The sequence below is a fragment of the Blautia sp. HCP3S3_D9 genome, from assembly GCF_052063845.1.
In the GTDB taxonomy this organism is placed as follows: Bacteria; Bacillota; Clostridia; order Lachnospirales; family Lachnospiraceae; genus Blautia_A.
This window is the reverse complement of record NZ_JBQHWS010000064.1, coordinates 1-20974: the sequence shown is the minus strand read 5'-3', so window position 1 is coordinate 20974 and position 20974 is coordinate 1. Positions and strand designations below refer to the sequence as shown.

Sequence of the window (20974 nt, the reverse complement as noted above, 5' to 3'; positions counted from 1 at the left end):
CAATGACACTGAAGATGAGTTTACTTCGGAACAGACAGATGATGATTTCTTTTCGGATGAAAAGGAAATGCCTTCTGTTCAGGAGGGGGACACGTTGGTTGCAAATGCAGGTCAGGGAATAACAGCTGGTACTTCCACATATTCCTCAAAGTCTTCCTTTGGCCGGAGAAAGGCTCTTTCCCAGCTTCAGGGTATGGGAATCAACAGCGGATCTTACAGCTGGAACTGGGCAAATCCTGAATATACTTCTTACTATACAGATGAGACAGGAAATCTTCACATTGTTGCCTGGAAAGATCAGACTTTATATGATGCCACCTGCAATTCCGATCTTAATGTTACCAATGTAACAACAGTAAAGCTTCCGCTTCCATTGTGGGGAGGATTCTATGCTGCACCAGACGGGAATTTTTATGTTGCAGTAGGGCAGAAGAATCTGAACGAAGACAACAGCATAACGGCTGTCCGGATTCTCAAATATAGCCGTGCCTGGAAACTGCTTGGTGCAACGGACATTGGTGGCGGATATACAAATATGTTTGAAGGAATCTACATTCCTTTTGATGCTGCTTCCCTGCGCATGACCCAGATCGGTTCTACCCTGATTGTCCATACAGGACGGGAAATGTATGGAATGGAAGGAATACACCATCAGAGTGATATCACTTTTGTCATCAACACTCAGGATATGACGCTTATTAATTCAGATATGCCTTATTGCAGCCATTCCTTTAATCAGTTTGTTGTAAATGACGGTTCTCATGTATATTTTTTGGATCATGGGGATGCTTATTACAGAGGTCTGATCCTGTCTTCCTTCTCCGCATATTCCGGCGGATATATCGCTCAGGATCGTGCGGTAAATATCTTTCCTTTTATGGGGGCTACAGGTGATAATTATACCGGATGCGAGGTAACCGGATTTTCTCTGGCGGGAAATAATCTGATCACAGTAGGCAAGTCTGTTCCCCATGGTTTTGCTGTGAATGGACAAACCGGATATGAGAATCTTAACAAAAATATCTTTATGATAATCACAGATAAGAACAGTATGGCTTCCAGATTTATCTGGCTCACTCAGTATTCACCGTCAGGAGCAGAAATAACTCTGACGGAACCAAAGCTCATCCCGACAGGAAATAATCAGTACGCAGTCCTTTTCTCAGAGGAAACCTCCAACCAGAGCGTTCTGCATTATCTCCTTATGGATATGTCCGGAAACGTAATATTATCCAAGTTATACAAGAATGTAACGATCCAGACGGATTCCCAGCCGATCTTATGGGGACGTAATATTGTATGGGTATCCGGAAATTATGATAACGGCAACTATGACAGTTCCCGCACATACCTGTATGAAATCCCCGTAGTGACAACTCCACTTAATGGAATTGCTCTGAACCAGACAGATCTGACAATTAACGAAGGCAATACACAGAAGCTCACACCTTCCTTTACACCATCTAACTCTGATGATGTAAAAGACGTGGTCTGGACAAGCAGTAATCCTGGGGTTGCGTCTGTCTCAGAGGATGGAACCATTCAGGGGAACGGTTATGGTCAGGCAGTAATCACTACTTCTGCCGGAGATTTTCAGGCCCAGTGTCAGGTGACGGTAAAGGTATCTGAGAACAACACACCACTGACAAAACCTGTGCTGAAACTTTCCCAGAAATCTGCAGATCAAATACATTTAACCTGGAAAAAGGTTCCGGGTGCCAAAGGATACCAGATTTACTGCAAGACAGATTCCCAGTCTTCTTATAAGCGGATAAAAACTCTGAAAACAGGATCCCTCAGTTTCGATGCAGCTGTAGTACCGGGCGTAACCTATTCATTTAAAGTCCGTGCTTATGGAACCAACGCAAGTGGAAAAAACAAATATTCTAAATTTTCAGCGGTGAAATCAAGAAAAGCTGCTGTCCCGGCTCCATCTAAGGTTTCATGTAAAATGAGTAACGGTGGTACAGAGGTTTCCTGGACAAAAGTAGCCGGTGCTTCCGGATATGTGATTTACCGCAATGGTTCCGCTGCCAAAACAGTGAAGTCCTCTGTCTCAACCTGGAAAGACACAAAAGCTTATGATTCCCAGACAGGCATGTACTGGGTTTATAACTATTATGTAAAAGCTTTTAAGACAGTAAACGGTAAGCGAATATACAGTAAGCCCACAAAAACGATAAATCTTTACTCGTAAATTATAAAACTACAAAAAGCACTATCACTTTGGTAAATAAAGTATAAAACAGGGCAGTCTCATCGGCAAAATCTTTGCCGGGAGGCTGCCCTGAGTATTTGTCTTATTTCACTTCTACTAATTCAATCTTAAAGTTAAGTTCTTTTCCTGCCATTTCGTGGTTTGCATCAAATGTAATGTTTTTCTCATCCTTAGCTGTCACTTTAACAGGGAATGGCTGACCGAACTGGTTTGACAAGTATACCTGCTGGCCAACTGTCAGGTCTTCGGAACCTGGAAGCTGGGCGATTTCCATAGTGAAGATAGCGTTTGGATCTGCCATACCGTATGCTTCTTCAGGCATAAGGTGAACATCAATGATCTGACCAACTTCCATGTCAGCTACAGCAGCATCAAACCCTCTGATCATCTGGCCTGCACCGCAGATGAATTCCAGCGGTTCGCCACGGTCGTAAGAAGAATCAAACTGTGTTCCGTCATTGAAAGTTCCTCTGTAATGTGTGCGGCAGGTTTTTCCTACATTGCGTCCTGTAAGCTGTGGCTGTGATCCGCCACATCCACCGCATCCGCCACCACAGCTGTCTCCACAGGAGTGTCCCTCCTCATGGCTGCCACAGGAATGCCCTTCTTCATGATGGTGATGGTCGCAGTTGGCTCCGGAAGACACTAATTCGCCTTTTAAATAGCTTTCAACTGCCTGATCAGTATTTCCCTGGGCTCCGGCGCATAATTCGATTCCTGCCTCTGTGAGAGCTGTCTGAGCACCACCGCCGATGCCACCGCAGATCAGAACATTTACACCCTGCTCAGCAAGCAGACCTGCAAGTGCGCCATGTCCTGTACCGTTAGAACCGATCACTTCACTGGAAACTACTTTGTTGTCTTCCACTTCATAAACTTTAAAAGACTCTGTTTTTCCAAAATGCTGAAAAATCTCTCCATTATCATATGTTACTGCAATTTTCATTTAAAAAATCCTCCAAATTATTTTTTATACCCATTCAGTCCAGTATAAACTGTCTGTGCCACAAAAGCAAGGCTATTTGATCAGGTAATTCTCAATTCCATTTGCAATTCCCCGTACCATTTTTTTCTGATAAGAACTCTGCTGCATACGGCGGTCTTCGGAGGGATTGCTCATATATCCCATTTCGATAATCGTTGTCGGAACTTTGCTCCAGTTGTTTCCGGTCATAGAGTCTGTTTCCCAGACGTATTCTTTTCTGCATCCTGTAGCTGACACATATGCATTGAGTACAGCCTCAGAAAGAGCTTTGTTTTTTCTGTACATAGATGAAATATAAGGACTGTTTCTGGTTGTACAGATAGTCAGTGCTCCACTGATAGAGGAATTATCACTTCCATTGGCATGGATACGGATATACGCATCTGCATTTGCCTTATTCGCCACTTTTGCGCGGTCAATGCAACTGAGAGCTACTTTACTGTTGGTTCGGGTCATTATTACCTTAAACCCTCTTTTCTGAAGAAGAGTTCTTAACTGGAGACCGATACTCAGGTTAAGTTTATATTCCTCCACACCTGTAGCAACACCCTGAGTTCCGGAAGTATCTTTCTCCTTTAATTGACCGGAACCAGGACCAAGGGGCTCATAACCGCCGGCAACGACAGCAGAATGCCCCGGATCCAGTACAACAACAGGAGTCCAGACCCCCTTACTGTTAATCTTTCGTCCATTTACAGTCTGATTGATACGCATTCTTCCGGTCTGTTTGCCAAAATACCTGAAACGGTTATGAATACGATGCCACCCTGTAAGCATGGTACCGTCTACTGCAAAACAGTAATAATACTTACCGATTTTGTGCAGGTCTGTCAGCTTTTTGCCATTTTTATAATAATATTTTTTTCCACCAGAGGTTTTCCAGCCGGTAAAAGTGCTATTGACGGATGCTGCCTGGACCTCTGTAAAATCTACAACAGGCAACGCTATGATCAGGAGAAGAATACATAAGAGCCAGATAAAACATGATTTTCTTTTCTTCATACATGACTTCCTTTCATATAGAAATATTTTAAGTAATGGTCTGTATATTGATTATACCATAGGATTATCCGGGAATGTGGAAAAAACTCCTAAAAAGAAAGACTCCGGTCGCAATGACCGGAGCCTTCTTTTTAGGAATCTGTATTATTTACCCAAATGGATTATTTAACAGTAGCCTTTTTCAGGTTTGACCATGAGCTGAATACCTTGCTTCCATCTTCAGAGGTTCTGTTGAATGCATGCATTCCAACTACCCATGTGCCTGCTGGTACATTCTTGAATGTAGCTGTTACTGTACCTTCTTTGAGGTTCAGTACTTTGTGATCGCCATAGTGATACGGACGTGTCTCACCGTTTTCTTTCTTGGAAGATGTTCCAAGTACTACGTCGTAACCAGTTGCGTTTGCAGCTGCTTTGTATGTTACTTTGATAGTAGAACCGCTTACTTTTACGTTTGTGATAACCGGAGCATCTGGTGTGATAGCTGTTACAGAGAATGGATAAGCATTAGACCATTCGCCAAATACTTTCTTTCCGTTCTCATCACGTTTCCAAGCGTGGCAGTATGCATAGTAAACACCCTTCTGTACATATTTGAATGTAGTAGAAGTCTGAACCTGGTTCTTGTTTACAGAAGCGTAATCTTTGTTTGTGATGCAGTCACGATCTGTAGAAATTACATAATCATAACCTGTAGCATTATCAACATCTTCAGAAAGAACTACAGTTGCTTTGTTACCAACAACCTTAACATCGGAGATAACCGGAACACCAACTGTTGCGACATCAACATCCTGTACTTTAGAACCTGTGTAGTATTTGCTGTCAGCTTTAGCTGTAACAGTTACTTTCTTTCCATCTTCACTGAATGCTACATCATATTCGCTGGATGGAACAACTACAGTACCGTTCATAACGGTAACTTTCTTGTTTTCAGAATCTACAGAAACAGTAGTATTTGCAAGATCTTTCTTTGTTACATTCCATGTAAGATTTTTGCTGATTGTTAAAGCTTTATTATTTTTATTTGTAGTTGTATAAGCGCCATTACCTGTAATTGTAACATCTTTCTGTGTATATTTACCAATCTTTGTTACTTCTGTTGTTACAGTATAATCCTTACCCTGAACAAGTCTTTCTTTAGTTCCAGGTTTAACAACAACTACTTCTGGTTCAACTGTAAGACCGCCAGCATATTCAACATCAGAAATCTTCTGGATCCAATCTGTAGAAATAACGCCTTCGCCTTCAATATAGTATGTCATGGTAGCGATAGCTGTCTTCTTACCATCTTTATTAACCTTAGCATAATTTCCAAGGCCATAAGCAACAACTGTAGCTACACCTGCATTAACATTGTCAGTGTATACTAATTCATAGTCTTTGCCTTCTGTAAGGACTTTACCATCTTTATCATTTTTAAGAACATATTTTGTCTTAAAGGAATCAATGGTAATTGCAGATCCTGTATAGTATGCACCTGTTTCTTTAACATTAAGTGGGGTCTTAGGATTAGCTTTTGTACCACCGAGTTTGGATTCAAAATGTCCGGTTAACTGGTTTGGAGTAACTTTGAATGTTCCGGTATATTCACCTTCAACATTCTGGCTTCCTGCTACTGCTTTGATAGTGAAGGTGTAAGAACCAACCTCTACAGCGTTCTCATCATAAGTAATTGTGTAATCACCAATCTTTCTAATCGGATCATATAGTGTTAAAGGCTTATTTCCAATCTTAACTGTTGCAACGTTTGGTTTCTGAGCAGTTCCGATGTATTCAACATCATAATCTGCTTTACCTACATTATTCAGTACAGTTGCATTAGCAAGATTTGCTTTTGCGATTGTGTAGTCAATAGTAAGTGTTCCTGTATAATTGCCAATACCTTTAACTGTTACATGAGCAACACCTGCATTTGTACCTGTTTTGCTTGCGATAGAGTAGTCAACACCCTCAACTAATGTTGTGTCGCCATCTTTAATAACTAACTTCGGCTCAATCTTCTCGCCAGTATATACATAGCTTCCTTCTACAGTTCCTGTGCATTTGGAAATATCCTTTGCAACGATTGTGGAAGAAATCTCTTTATATGCATATCCATCTTTATTAACAATGCCGCCATCGATGGTATAGTTCTTATTGTTGAATACTACAACACCTTCAGCAGTATCACCAATTCCTTTAGTTGCTTTTTTATTTGTTGTTACAGTATAATCAGCTGCAGGAACTTCTTTAGAACCAACAACAACTTTAGCTTCTACATCATAGCTGTTCTTTCCCGGAACAACTTCAATGTTCTTGCCTTCTACTGTAGCTTTTGCCTGAGCAATAACAAATGTATACTGGATTTTTCCAGAATAGCTTCCTTTGAATGTCAGTGTGATAGTTGCATCCTTCTTGCTTACAAATTTAGAATCTGTGTTATCAGTATAAGTAAGATCATAATCAGTTCCCAGAACAAGTTTCTGATCTGCTACAGTTGCAGATTTTGCAAGTACCAGATTAGAGAAAATGTCTTTTAATGGTTCAATTGCGGAACCTGTATATGACTGATTAGCTAAAACCTTTGCAACTTCTGCTTCTAAACCTGCATCTGCAAGAGAAGTCTTTTTGGCAAAAGTAGTTGTGCCAATCTTTGTACCAGCTGCTACAGCTACATCAGCTTTAGTAACAGTTGCGTTAACTACATTAAATGATGTAGAGAACTCACCTACAATATTTGTATCCTTAGGATTTGTAACTTTCAGAGTTACTTTACCTGTTCCAACAGCTTTATTATCGCTTGTAACGATAGTTACACCAGCCGGGATAACTTTGTCATATGCAAGAACAGCTCCTGTAGCTTTATCTGTAAAAGTGATATCATCAGCCTTTACATTTACATTAGTTTTCTTATCATTAACATTTACTGTATATTTTTCACCTAATTTGCTTAAGTCAAGAGCACTTACTGTATAAGAACCGGAAATGCACTCTTTAGGTACAACACCAGCAGCAAAGTTATTAACGACATTACCTGCGCTAGCTTTTAATGTTACTGTTACATTATCTTTTGTATAAGAACCAACAGCTCCACTTGTAACTGCAACATCATATAAAGATGCCGGAATAACAGCTCCTGAAAGTTTATCTGTTACAACAACAGTTGGTTTTGTGTCGCCATTGTATGTAGCATTACCGGAAATAGCAACAGATAAGTTGTCTTTATTTGGAGTTGCAGGATCAATTCTATATTTATAAAATGCATCATTATTAGTAAGAGTTCCGGTAAATCCTTCTTCGTCATTACCTTCGGCATATACCTGATATTTTCCTACATTCTTAGCCTCTGCTTCATCAACAAATTTAACAATACAAGATGCTTTTTCTCCAGCTGAATTTTTAACTTCAATAAGTGGGACCTGAATATTTCCATTGTAAATGCCAGACAGACTACTAACAAATACATTCCAACTGCCATCTTCGATGGAAACAGGATTTACAGCTGCAGTCATTTCATATACTGCTTCTTTCTCACCAGCAACATAAACTTTAACAGTAACCTGTTTGCTGTTTTTGTATGCATCGAGTCCAACGTTAACACTGCTTAATGCAGCTGCGATATTTCCATTACTTACAGCTTTGGTTGTAAGAAGATCAGAACCACTATAAACTTCAACAGTAGTTGCCTTCACTGCTACACCATTTTTATCAGAAATTACAAATTTTGCATCTTTTGCATCAACACCTGCTTTAGGTCCAAAAACAAGTCCTGTTGCCCAGTCACCTGCTTTTAATTCTTCGTTTGTATCTACAGAATAACCTTCTACTGCCTGTGCAGTTGAAACATCAGTAGTATCATCAACAACAGGTGCTTCTGTATCAGTGAAGTCGCTTGTTGCGGCTTCGGATGTAACTGCTACAGTGTCAGAACCGTCACTAAATTCAGCAGCCCAAACCGGCACGTTAGAGGTTGCCAGCATTGCAACGACGAGAGACATACTTAAGGTTTTCTTAGCCATGCCTTTCTTCGTGTTTTTAATCTTTGTCATGATTATAGTTCCCCTTTCCTTAATATAACTATTTCTTTTGGGTAAAGATTCCTAGACATAATCTGTCTGTTATGGTTAATAATAGTGCTTTCACCAGTTTTTGTCAAGGGTAATGCCAAGAATTTTACGTTTTTTTTAAATTTCGTACACTTCTAAAACATTTATTTTCCTTGATTTTTCAGGTCTGAAATCTATAATTTGTTACAAATACGGTAAGTTTTTCTTCTTTATCACAAGATGATGTATTTCCCAAACTTTTCTGTATTTTCCATGTAAATTTAATCAAAAAAGTTCCGGCAGTACAACATTCCTGATAAACTGTACTGCCAGATGACTTTTGGTTCTTATTCAGAAGCAGTTACTTCTATAAATATGTGTATTATTTCTTTCTGACAATAACCTTATCCAGATGCCAGATATCATCTACATATTCCTGGATAGTTCTGTCGGATGTGAACTTACCGCTACATGCTGTGTTGAGGAGTGCTTTCTTAGCCCAGCCTTTTTCGTCTCTGTATGCTGCTTCTACGCGTTTCTGTGCGTCTGCATAGGAACGGAAGTCTGCGAGGATGAAGTAGCGGTCTGCTCTGTCTGTGTTCTTTGTGTTGAGAAGTGAATCGTACAGGTCACGGAAGAGTTCTGTATCATTGGAGAAGGTTCCGTTGATGAGCTGCATCAGTACCTGACGGATTTCTTCATCTGTGTTGTAGATCACGTTTGGATCGTATCCGCCGTTGTTTTCGTAGTTGATTACTTCGTCGGAGCTTAAACCGAAGATGAATGCGTTTTCTGCGCCAACTTCTTCTACGATCTCTACGTTAGCACCGTCCATTGTTCCAAGTGTAGGAGCACCGTTGAGCATGAACTTCATGTTACCTGTACCGGATGCTTCTTTACTTGCTGTGGAGATCTGCTCGGAAACGTCTGCTGCTGCGAAGATCCACTCAGCGTTGGATACTCTGTAGTTTTCGATGAATACAACTTTGATCTTGCCGTTGATGGAAGCGTCGTTGTTTACTACATCTGCTACGGAGTTGATGAGTTTGATGATCTTCTTGGCTGTTGCATAACCTGCGGATGCTTTGGCACCGAAGATGAATGTTCTTGGGTAGAATTCCATTTCCGGATGCATCTTGATCTGGTTGTACAGATAGATAACATGCAGGATATTCAGGAGCTGACGTTTGTACTCGTGAAGCCTCTTAACCTGTACATCGAAGATGGAGTGCGGATCTACTTCTACGCCGTTGTGCTCGAGGATGTATTTTGCAAGACGCTCTTTGTTCTTAAACTTGATGTTCATGAATTCCTGGAGTGCTTTGTCATCATCTGCGTAAACTGCCAGTTTCTTTAACTGCGGAAGGTCTGTGATCCAGTCCGGTCCGATATGCTCTGTGATCCAGTCTGCAAGGAGTGGATTTGCGTGAAGCAGGAAACGTCTCTGAGTGATACCGTTGGTCTTATTGTTGAATTTCTGTGGCATCATTTCATAGAAGTCTTTTAATTCCTGGTTCTTCAGGATCTCTGTATGAAGGCGTGCAACACCGTTTACAGAGTAGCCTGCTGCGATTGCAAGGTGAGCCATCTTAACCTGTCCGTCATAGATGATAGCCATCTTTTTGATCTTCTCATAATTTCCCGGATATTTTGCCTGGATCTCAAGGATGAAACGACGGTTGATTTCTTCGATGATCTGGTATACACGTGGAAGAAGTCTGGAGAAGAGCTCGATCGGCCATTTCTCAAGTGCTTCGGACATGATGGTATGATTTGTGTAAGCAACGGATTTGGTTGTTACTTCCCATGCTTCGTCCCAGCCAAGTCCTTCTTCGTCCATGAGGATACGCATTAACTCTGCTACTGCTACAGTTGGATGGGTATCGTTCATCTGGAAGGTTACTTTCTCATATAATTTCTTAATGTCGCTGTGTTTCTTCTTATATTTATCGATTGCTGCCTGTAAACTTGCAGATACGAAGAAGTACTGCTGTTTCAGTCTCAGCTCTTTACCGGCATAGTGGTTGTCGTTCGGGTAAAGGACCTCTACGATGTTGCGGGCAAGGTTCTCCTGCTCTACTGCTTTCTTGTAATCACCCTTGTCAAAGGAATCAAGCTCGAAGTCTACGATCGGCTCTGCATCCCAGATACGAAGTGTGTTTACTACATCATTGTCATAGCCTGTGATCGGCATATCATAAGGAATGGCTTTTACTGCCTGATATCCTTCATGGATAAATTTGTTTCCGCCCTTTTCAGGATCGTACTCTACTCTTACATATCCACCGAAGTGTACTTCTTTGGCATATTCCGGACGGCGAAGTTCGAATGGGTAGCCGTTCTTTAACCAGTTATCCGGTACTTCGATCTGGTAACCGTTCTCGATTTTCTGTTTGAACATTCCGTAGTGATAACGGATTCCGCATCCATATGCAGAGTAGTTTAATGTTGCGAGAGAATCAAGGAAGCATGCAGCAAGTCTTCCCAGACCACCGTTTCCAAGAGCCGGGTCTGGTTCCTGGTCTTCGATGCAGTTGATGTCGAATCCCAGCTCATCAAGAGCTTCTTTTACTTCGCCATATGCACAAAGATTGATCAGATTGTTTCCAAGGGCACGTCCCATCAGGAATTCCATGGACATGTAGTATACAGTCTTTGGATCCTGTTCGTCGTATGCTTTCTGTGTTTCAAGCCAGTTATCGATGATAACGTCTTTTACTGTGTAGCTTACTGCCTGGAAAATCTGCTCCTGTGTAGCTTCTTCAATTGTTTTTCGATAGAGGAATTTTACGTTGTCTTTTACGCTTTTCTTGAATGCCTCTTTCTTGAACATTTCGTTTGTCATTTCATACCTCCCGTAATGGTTTCACTGTTCACTTTATTCTCAGCAATACACCTTGCGGATATTGCCGGTGAACCTCTTCATTCCGTCAACTCTTCTGTTTTCTCTCTGAAATCAGACTGTCAAAGATAATGATACTCTTTTTTCGACAGTCTGTCATGTGTATAATTGCCGAATTTTATAACATTTTTTTGTTATCGTGCATTGCGAAAGTAGTATATTTCCTGTGAAATACCTGTAACTCATCAGTACCTTGTCAGTAATTGACCGAATGTTGTCAATTACAGTTTCTTAACACCCATAGTTACTGCTTCTTTGTTGATGTTCCACTCTTTCACATAACCATCGGTCTCGCCAAGTACCATTTCGTCTGCAAGTACTTCTGACTTGATTTCATCTTCGTGTGCTTTCATGACATCCTGAATCTTGTCGTTTCCGTGAGCGTATACTACGATCTTGTCCATAACTTCGAAGCCGGCTTCCTTACGCATGGTCTGGATCTTGCTGATGATCTCACGTACGAATCCCTCTTCGATCAGTTCAGGTGTCAGGTTTGTATCAAGGACTACGGATGTTTCACCGTCGGATTCAGATACATATCCTTCTGTCTGTGCTGTTTCAATAAGAAGGTCTTCTTCTGTGAGTTCTACATCGTTTCCGTTGATATCCAGTTTCAGGACACCGTTGGTTCTCAGCTCGTTCATTGCTGCTGTTCCGTCAATGTCTGTGAGAGCCTGTTTGATTCCGCCGAGGAGTTTACCGTATTTCGGTCCTACTGTACGAAGCTGTGGTTTGAAGCTGTAGGAGATAAAGGATTCTACGTCATCTGCAAATTTTACTTCTTTGACATTCAGCTCGTCTGCGATGATGTCTGTGTAGAATTTGTCCATCTTCTTCTCAGCTTTTACATACATAGTTCCGATCGGCTGACGGTTCTTGATGTTTGCTGTATTTCTGCATGCACGTCCGAGAACTACGATCTCAAGAAGTTCTTTCATATCTGCTTCGAGGTCTTTGTCGATCCATGCTTCGTTTACAGTCGGGAAGTCGCAGAGGTGGATACTTTCGATAGCATCTTTGTCTACGCTTCTTACCAGGTTCTGGTACATGTCTTCTGTCATGAACGGGATCATCGGAGCTGCTGTCTTGGCGATTGTTACCAGTGCATGGTACAGAGTCATGTAAGCGTTAATCTTATCCTGCTCCATTCCTTTTGCCCAGAAACGTTCACGGCTTCTTCTTACATACCAGTTACTCATCTCATCTACGAATTCCTGAAGTGCTCTTGCTGCTTCCGGAATCTTGTAGTTTGCCAGATCATTGTCTACTGCCTGAACAGTTGTATTTAATCTGCTAAGGAGCCATTTATCCATGACTGGAAGCTGGTCATATTCCAGATTGTATTTAGTTGGATCGAAGTTGTCGATGTTTGCATATAATACGAAGAACGCGTATGTGTTCCAGAGTGTGCTCATGAATTTACGCTGTCCTTCTACAACGGCTTTGCCATGGAAACGGTTTGGAAGCCATGGTGCGCTGTTGATGTAGAAATACCAGCGGATCGCGTCTGCGCCGTATTTGTTCAGTGCGTCAAACGGGTCAACTGCATTCCCTTTGGACTTACTCATCTTCTGTCCGTTCTCATCCTGGACATGTCCCAGAACGATTACGTTCTTATATGGTGCTTTGTTGAAGAGCAGTGTAGATTCTGCAAGGAGTGAGTAGAACCATCCACGAGTCTGGTCTACTGCCTCGGAGATAAAGTTTGCAGGGAACTGCTGCTCAAATAATTCTTTGTTTTCAAATGGATAGTGGTGCTGTGCGAAAGGCATTGCTCCTGAGTCGAACCAACAGTCGATAACTTCCGGTACACGGTGCATTTCTCCACCACATTCCGGACACTTCAGTGTGATCTCATCAATGTATGGACGATGAAGCTCTACTGTCTTGGCTCTCTCATCACCGCTCATCTCAAATAATTCCTGACGGCTTCCAACGGAATGCATATGTCCGCATTCGCACTGCCAGATGTTCAGCGGTGTTCCCCAGTAACGGTTACGGCTGATACCCCAGTCCTGAACGTTTTCCAGCCAGTCACCGAAACGTCCTTTACCGATGCTCTTAGGGATCCAGTTGATTGTATTGTTATTTCTGATCAGGTCATCCTTAACTGCTGTCATCTTGATGAACCAGGATTCTCTTGCATAGTAGATCAGTGGTGTGTCACATCTCCAGCAGTGTGGATATTCATGCTCGAATTTCGGAGCATCGAAAAGTTTGCCTTCTTTGTCCAGGTCTGTGAGAACCATAGGGTCTGCTTTCTTTACGAAAACGCCTGCGTATGGAGTCTCTTTTGTCAGGTTACCCTGTCCGTCTACGAACTGTACAAATGGAAGATCATAGTTACGTCCGATTCTGCTGTCGTCTTCACCGAATGCAGGTGCGATATGAACGATACCTGTACCATCGCTCATAGTAACGTATGTGTCACATGTTACGAAATGAGCTTTCTTTTTCTGTTTTGCTGCTGCTTCTCCTGCACATGCAAAAAGCGGCTCATACTCTTTGTGTTCCAGATCTGTTCCTTTGTAGGTTTCCAGAACTTCGTATGCTTTTTCACCTTCCTCTTTTGCAAGTTTGCCGAGGACTTTGTCCAGAAGTGCTTCTGCCATGTAATATGTGTATCCGTCTGCTGCTTTTACTTTGCAGTAAGTCTCATCCGGGTTTACGCAAAGTGCAACGTTGGACGGAAGTGTCCATGGTGTTGTTGTCCATGCAAGGAAGTATGCATCTTCACCGATAACCTTGAATCTTACAACTGCGGAGCGCTCTTTTACAGTTTTGTATCCCTGGGATACTTCCTGTGCGGAAAGAGGGGTACCGCATCTTGGACAGTAAGGAACGATCTTGAAGCCTTTATACAGAAGCTTCTTGTTCCAGATTTCTTTTAATGCCCACCATTCGGATTCAATATAATCGTCATAGTAAGTTACGTATGGATGTTCCATATCAGCCCAGAAACCAACAGTAGAGGAGAAATCCTCCCACATTCCTTTGTATTTCCAGACGCTTTCCTTACACTGTTTGATGAATGGCTCCATACCGTATTCTTCGATCTGCTCTTTGCCATCCAGACCAAGTTTCTTCTCTACTTCCAGCTCTACCGGAAGTCCGTGGGTATCCCATCCTGCTTTACGCGGAACCATGTAGCCCTTCATTGTACGGTATCTCGGGATCATATCCTTGATAACGCGGGTAAGTACATGGCCGATGTGCGGTTTACCGTTTGCAGTTGGCGGTCCGTCGTAGAATGTATAGGTTTCTCCCTCTTTTCTGTTCTCCATACTTTTCTCAAAGATATGGTTTTCTTTCCAGAATTCTTCTACTTTTTTCTCACGGTCTACAAAATTTAAGTTCGTATCAACTTTCTGGTACACAGTAATTTACCTCCTGTTTATATTATTTGTATAAGATGTCGAAAATATATGCCTGATAATCATATCCTCATCATTTACCGGCATCACTTAAGAACGAAAATAATCCTTCCATCTTTTTTGTTTCATTTTGCGAAGTTCTTTATGATACATCAGGGGTATCCTGGAACGAAATCAGATTCCCGTTAGCAGGAATCTCATCTCATTCCAGGATAAAACAAAAAAATCGCCCTTTTTTGTAAAAGGACGAAGGTTTATTTACGTTCGTTATACCACCAGTTACATTGTACGGGCATCTTAGCCGATACATGATCCGATAACGGCGGAATCACCGCCAGTTCTTATCTGCTGCTGCCTTGGGAACTGAAACTCCGGAGTGATCTTCCGCTGTATTTACTCACACCGGGCTTGCACCCTCCCCGGCTCGCTGAAGCTTTCTGTTACAGTTTACTGTCTCCATCAACGTTTTTGTGGACTTATAATCTATTTAACTATGCGGATTTATTATAAGGTCTGGAATTTCACTGTGTCAAGTATTTTTTGGAATATTTAAGGTAACAATAAATTTTACATATCCATTGTAAATAATGATATAATAGGGTAGAATATTTTGTCCGGATATTATTGCAACACAGAATAACGACAGAAATATGCACCGGACTGAAATGAACAATCGATATGTATATTAATAATGAAGGGTAATTTCAAATGTTTAACAAAAAATTTCATACGATAATAAAGCGTTCTCTTGCCGGAATGCTCTGCGCAGGACTTCTGGTGTCCCAGCCCTCTGTCACTTATGCCACGGAGACTGATTCCGCCACTTCTGAGGTCTCTCATTCTGCGACTTATTCACAGGCTGCAGATACGGATTCCATAAAAGACTGGCCAACCGGTCCAAATATTGAGGGACAGTCTGCTGTACTAATGGACGCCGTAACCGATACAATCCTTTATTCAAAAAATGCAAATGATCAACTCTATCCTGCAAGTATTACCAAGATCATGACCGCACTTCTGGCATGTGAGAATCTGGATATGGATGATACACTCACCATGTCACAGGAAGCTGCTTACGGAATTGAGGCAGGAAGTTCCTCTATCTACGCAGAAACCGGAGAAGTATTTACTGTAGAACAGGCTCTGATGGCCCTGATGCTGGAATCTGCCAATGAGATGGCGCTTGCACTTGCAGAGAAAACCAGTGGTTCTGTTAAGAAGTTTGTTGAGTTGATGAATCAGAGAGCAGCACAGCTCGGATGTAAGAATACACATTTCAACAATCCTAATGGTCTCCCTGATGAAACACACTATACAACTGCCAGCGATATGATGAAGATCGCCAAAGCCGCATGGTATAATCCAAGATTCCGTAAATTTGTAACAACTCAGACTTACGAAATCCCACCGACAAATAAGCAGCCGGAAACCCGTTATCTACTTAATCACCATAAAATGATGGCCGGACAGTCTTATGCCTATGACGGGGTTATGGGTGGTAAAACCGGATATACAAATGTAGCCGGCAATACACTTGTCACCTATGCCAAGAGAGGCAATTCCATTCTCATTGCAGTTGTATTAAATTCTACAAACGGAGCTTTTCCGGATACCGCATCTTTATTTGATTATGGATTTGATAATTTTGAAAAAGTAGATATGAACGTGGATTCCAATCCTGCTCCTGTGAAATTTCTTCCCTGTGAGAAACATCTTTTAAAGGATAACGGAAACCGCTGTTCTTTCTATTATATGAGACATGTATATGTGACAGTTCCTGTGGGAACTGATGTAACCCAGCTTGTTAAGAAGCAAAAAACTCTTAATAATTCCGTTGGGCCGAAACGAATCAAAAGTAAATATTATTTTAATGGCCATATGGTCGGCTATGGAATGCAATATGAAAAGGAGATCCTTTCAGATCTCCTTCTCTGCACTTCTTTTTAGTTTTCGTCTAAGGCGGAGGACTTCTTTTCTTTCACGAAGTTCCTCCGCTTCTTCTGTATCTGTGAAACGTAATGTTTTCACGGCAAAATATTTCTCTTCCTCCGTTTTCCTGATACGTATCTTGCCTTTTACCAGACCATGCTCCTCACAGACAGACACGCTGTAATAAACTTTTGGATTGTTCATGAACCATCGCAGCTTTCTTTTTGCAGGCAAATGACAGATCGGACATCTGGTGCTTGTCACTTCGCGGTCTTTCATGACTCTCTCTCTTGTGGCAAATTCCCTGGATACATATTTGTCATGATCCGGATAGGAAATATGGATCTCATCTTTTTTCTTCTTCGGATTCTGGTATACGTCCAGAGACGGATGATTAATGATCATGATATTGCTTATTTTCTTCAGAACTTCTGCTGTATACCAGGCATCTGCAAGTGCCCGGTGAAACCCCTGCGACTTCTCTATCTTCAATTCATCAATCGCATGTTCCAGTGCACATCTGCGCTCACCATCATCGTAACTGATGCTGTACAATTTCTGTACATCATAATAAGTCACGGGACCTGGAAGCAAATCCAGCAACTTATAAAACTTCATATTTCTCTGAAGTTCCATCACATCCTGATTTCCCCATGTAAAAAAGTACCAGTCTTCTCCACACCAGTCAAGAAATTCCCGGACCGCCTGTTCAAATGGCACGCCCTTCATAAGGTCTTTGTAATCCACATGAATTACCTCATGAATGCTGTCATGGATCCATTTATAAACCTGTGGTTTGATCAGTCTGTGAAAACTATCTGTAATTTCTTTCCTGCTGTTTACTTTTACAGCTCCGATCTCGATAATCTCAAATGGAAGTTTGTCGTTACGCGATTTCTTTCCCGCAGGATTCTGGTTCCATTCCAAGTCAAAGACAATATAGTTCATTAATCCGTTCCTTTTATATGCAGTTCAGCATCTTTTTATTTTACTTTCTCTCCCAGTTCATAAATTGCTTCTATAAGATATTCCTGGAATTTAGCTACATCCACATCCACAACTGCAATATTTTCTTCTGATTCTTCATACATCCACCAGCGGAAATCTACGATCGTTCTTCCTGCGGATACTCCATCAGAGCAGTCTACATCCAATGCCACTTTCTCTACCTTGAAGATTTCCGGATGTGTCAGATACATATATGGTACTGCATCATGAATGCTTACTTTTCCTCTGAATTTGTTTCCATTTGCCAGACTGTATCCTGTCATTTCACCACAGAATCTGGCAATCTTATTCTGAGACTGGCTGAGTTTCTGGATCTGTGAGCTTGTCAGCGCACATTTCTCTGTGACATCCAGTCCACACATAACGATCGGAAGACCGGATTTAAATACGATTCTTGCTGCTTCCGGATCTACATAAATGTTAAACTCTGCTGATGCTGTCACATTGCCTCCGGCTATTGCTCCGCCCATAAGAACAATCTCCTGAATTTTCGCTTTTACTTCTGGATAGATTTTAAGAAGTAAACCAATATTTGTCAACGGCGCTGTACAGATCAGAGTTACTTTCTCTCCTTCCGGAAGTTCTGTGAGAAGTTTCTTAATATAAAAGACTGCCATCTCCTTCTCCGGTTCTGCATCTGCTCTCGGGATTGTGCAATCTCCAAGACCATTCTTTCCGTGAAATTCGGATGCTGTCTGTAGCTCTCTGACAATAGGTTCTACCATTCCTGCTGCAACCGGCACGTTCAGTTTAAAAAGTGCTGTTACATCCAATGCATTTCTGGTTACTTTTTCAATTGTCTGATTTCCTGCTACTGTTGTCACAGCCAGAAGTTCAAAAGCTTCCGGATGTGCTGCCGCATACGCAAGAGCGATTGAATCATCAATTCCAGGATCACAGTCCACAATAATTTTTCTTTTTTCCATAGTTTTCATCCCCTTTGCATGTAATTTGTAAATACCTTTTATCCCATTCACCTGTATCGGGTGTCTGTTTTATAGTATAACAGACAGAGATTTTACTGTAAACACCTGATATCCTGACGTAAAACGCAAGATATTGTTACTGTTCATTCCGTTCTCAGTAACAATCACATTATTACACTTTTTATTCTTATCATATACAAAATCCCCGTAAACATAACTTTTTGCATTATGTTTACGAGGATTGCTATAATTCCATTCAACAATATTATATCGTTTCTTTACTTCTCTGCGCAATATTGTTCTATGTAATCGAAAATTTCTTCCGGTTTATCCATAAACTTACACATATCCAGAATCTCCGGTTCCATAAATTTCTCTTTGACTGTATGCTCCAAAAGCTGCTTCATCAGGTCATAATAGCCATTGATATTATAGAAAACAATGGCACGATCCAGACGTTTCAGACTTTTAAGTGTAAGAATTTCAAAGAATTCTTCGTAGGTTCCGATTCCTCCGGGAACTACAATGGTTGCCTGAGATTTCTCTTCCAGAAGATGTTTTCTCTCTCGCATTGTTTCAGTCATGATAAATTCTGTGCAATGCTGATACAGAATGCCAGGTTCATCAAAGAAACGTGGGGCAATCCCCAGAAGGTATCCGCCTTCTGCATCCACACCTCTGGCCGCAGCTCCCATAAGTCCTGTCTCGCCGCCTCCGAATACCAGACCATGGCCACGCTTTGCCATCTGTCTGCCAAGTTCTTCTGTTTTGTCGTAATAAATCTGAGCCAGTTCCGGGCTGGCTGCGCCATAGATGCAAATGTTCATTTCAAGAATCTCCTTATATTCTCATATAACAATATTATTATATAAATACTTCGTATCTGTTCAGCAGCTTCTCAGTTGACTACTGAATAGTCACAATATTTCTAATTACAGACGCCTTGATAAATTTCTGAATTAGCCTGAAAAATTAACTGCTATTATTTTATAACTTTCAGCTCATACTGTCTGGTTCCCAGTCCGACTTTCTCTGCCTGATCCAGTGTTGCCTGCCATTCAATGTTCGGGTTGGAATCTTTGAAATGGTCGTGGTGACAGTGCCAGTCAGGTTTTGCCAGATGTTCTCCAAGCTGGCTGTTCTCGATCGGAGTTGCTTTCAGACAGGCATCTGCACATGCCTGATCCAGAGCTACCGGGTCAAAGCTTGCGAACATTCCGATATCAGGAAGGATTGGTGCGTCGTTCTCTCCGTGGCAGTCGCAGTTCGGGCTGATATCCTGAACCAGAGCTACATGGAAATGTGGACGACCATGACAGACTGCCTGTGCATATTCTGCCATCTTACGGTCAAGGAGTTCGTTTGCACTGCTGTTTGGATTGTATACTGCGTCAAAGCTGCAGGCTCCAATGCAACGGCCGCATCCTTTACATTTATCATAATCAATGACTGCTTTTTTATCCGGATATGTAATCGCGTCACTTCCGCATTCTTTCGCGCAGCGACGGCATCCACGGCAGAGTTCTTCGTTTACTGCTGGTTTTCCGCTGGCATGCTGTTTCATCTTTCCGGCACGGCTTCCGCATCCCATTCCGATATTCTTCAGAGCGCCGCCGAAACCTGTTGCTTCATGACCTTTGAAGTGGCTTAAGCTGATAAAGATATCTGCATCCATGATCGCATGTCCGATCAGTGCAGTCTTGCAGTATTCGCCATTTACTACAGGTACTTCTACTTCGTCTGTACCGCGTAAACCATCACCAATGATGATCTGACATCCGGTTGTGATCGTATTGAAACCATTCATGTTTGCACAGTCCAGATGCTCCAGCGCATTCTTACGGCTTCCCGGATAAAGTGTGTTACAGTCTGTGAGGAACGGAAGTCCTCCCTGCTCTTTACAGAGATCAGCTACTACTTTTGCATAGTTCGGACGCAGGAAAGCCATATTTCCAAGTTCTCCGAAATGCATTTTGATTGCTACGAATTTGCCATCCATATCGATGTTTTTGATACCGGCTACTATGCAGAGCTTTTTCAGTTTGTCAAGCTGGCTAGTACCTACCGGACATCGAAAATCAGTAAAATAAACAGTTGATTTTTCCATCATTTTTTCCTCCTGTTCTTATTGGTCAAGTTTAATTTTCTTTTCTATTTTATCACAAGAGACAAGTTCTTTTCGAGATATTTTTTATTTACATCTGCTCATAGAATTTTGTGGTTACTGTTCACACGCTACTATCCCGCGAGGTGTTTTGGCATGAATATGCCAAAATCCCGTTCTGTTCCGTCTGATACCGGGATGCTGATTACTTCATATTCTTCCATAGTATGTTTTCCTTTCATTCATAAATGTTTTTATCTTTATTTATTTACAATATTTTTATTGTAACAAAGAGCATTTATCAAGTCAAAAAATATCATACAAATTTTTTTGAAGAATAAATCGCAAAAGAACGACTGCATCTCTACGAGCACAGCCGTTCCTGTTTAATTGCTAACTTCTCATTATTTTCCTACTCAAACACTTAAAACTCTGATAAATACTGAGTTGTTCGTAATTTTGTTGGTGGATAAATGAGTAGGTATGTTTACTTAGCAA

The 20974-nt window shown here is 41.5% G+C and carries 11 protein-coding genes; 2 read left to right on the top strand and 9 right to left on the bottom strand.

Features of this window, described 5'->3' with window-relative positions:
* On the top strand, positions 1–2197 hold a 2197-nt coding region (locus ACTNES_RS12545; RefSeq protein WP_441039496.1), incomplete at its 5' end, for an Ig-like domain-containing protein.
* A 103-nt stretch (positions 2198–2300) separates the two neighbouring features.
* On the opposite strand, the gene ACTNES_RS12540 is transcribed toward ACTNES_RS12545, so the two are convergent.
* The 5 genes from ACTNES_RS12540 to ileS all read right to left on the bottom strand — a co-directional run bounded on the left by ACTNES_RS12540 (position 2301) and on the right by ileS (position 14512).
* The gene (locus ACTNES_RS12540) at positions 2301–3164 is read right to left on the bottom strand and encodes a NifB/NifX family molybdenum-iron cluster-binding protein (RefSeq protein ID WP_022380208.1); all 864 of its coding nucleotides are present in this window, start codon (positions 3162–3164) and stop codon (positions 2301–2303) included.
* Between the two features lie 72 nt (positions 3165–3236).
* On the bottom strand, positions 3237–4205 hold the full coding sequence (locus tag ACTNES_RS12535; protein WP_441039494.1) for an N-acetylmuramoyl-L-alanine amidase: 969 nt from the start codon (positions 4203–4205) through the stop codon (positions 3237–3239).
* Between the two features lie 161 nt (positions 4206–4366).
* Positions 4367–8236, bottom strand: coding sequence for a hypothetical protein (locus ACTNES_RS12530; RefSeq protein WP_441039492.1), 3870 nt, complete (start codon positions 8234–8236; stop codon positions 4367–4369).
* A 379-nt stretch (positions 8237–8615) separates the two neighbouring features.
* A complete protein-coding gene (locus ACTNES_RS12525; RefSeq protein WP_441039490.1) occupies positions 8616–11078 on the bottom strand; it encodes a glycogen/starch/alpha-glucan phosphorylase in 2463 nt (820 codons plus the stop codon).
* A 278-nt stretch (positions 11079–11356) separates the two neighbouring features.
* The gene (gene ileS / locus ACTNES_RS12520) at positions 11357–14512 is read right to left on the bottom strand and encodes an isoleucine--tRNA ligase (RefSeq protein ID WP_441039488.1); all 3156 of its coding nucleotides are present in this window, start codon (positions 14510–14512) and stop codon (positions 11357–11359) included.
* 705 nt (positions 14513–15217) lie between these two features.
* Here ileS and ACTNES_RS12515 point away from each other — a divergent pair.
* Entirely contained in the window at positions 15218–16456 is a 1239-nt protein-coding gene (locus tag ACTNES_RS12515; protein WP_441039486.1) for a D-alanyl-D-alanine carboxypeptidase family protein, read from the top strand.
* On the opposite strand, the gene ACTNES_RS12510 is transcribed toward ACTNES_RS12515, so the two are convergent.
* From ACTNES_RS12510 to ACTNES_RS12495, 4 genes are all read right to left on the bottom strand, one after another.
* Positions 16427–17386 carry a 3'-5' exonuclease gene (locus tag ACTNES_RS12510; RefSeq protein WP_216460810.1) on the bottom strand — a complete coding sequence of 320 codons (960 nt, stop codon included), beginning with the start codon at positions 17384–17386 and terminating at the stop codon, positions 16427–16429. The genes ACTNES_RS12515 and ACTNES_RS12510 overlap by 30 nt on opposite strands.
* A 35-nt stretch (positions 17387–17421) precedes the next feature.
* The gene (locus tag ACTNES_RS12505; RefSeq protein ID WP_441039484.1) at positions 17422–18372 is read right to left on the bottom strand and encodes a nucleoside hydrolase; all 951 of its coding nucleotides are present in this window, start codon (positions 18370–18372) and stop codon (positions 17422–17424) included.
* A gap of 278 nt (positions 18373–18650) precedes the next feature.
* Positions 18651–19199 (bottom strand): TIGR00730 family Rossman fold protein, encoded by a 549-nt coding sequence (locus ACTNES_RS12500; protein ID WP_291817979.1) that lies wholly within the window; start codon positions 19197–19199, stop codon positions 18651–18653.
* Positions 19200–19354: 155 nt separating this feature from the next.
* A complete protein-coding gene (locus ACTNES_RS12495; RefSeq protein WP_441039498.1) occupies positions 19355–20479 on the bottom strand; it encodes a DUF362 domain-containing protein in 1125 nt (374 codons plus the stop codon).
* Positions 20480–20974 lie beyond the last annotated feature (495 nt).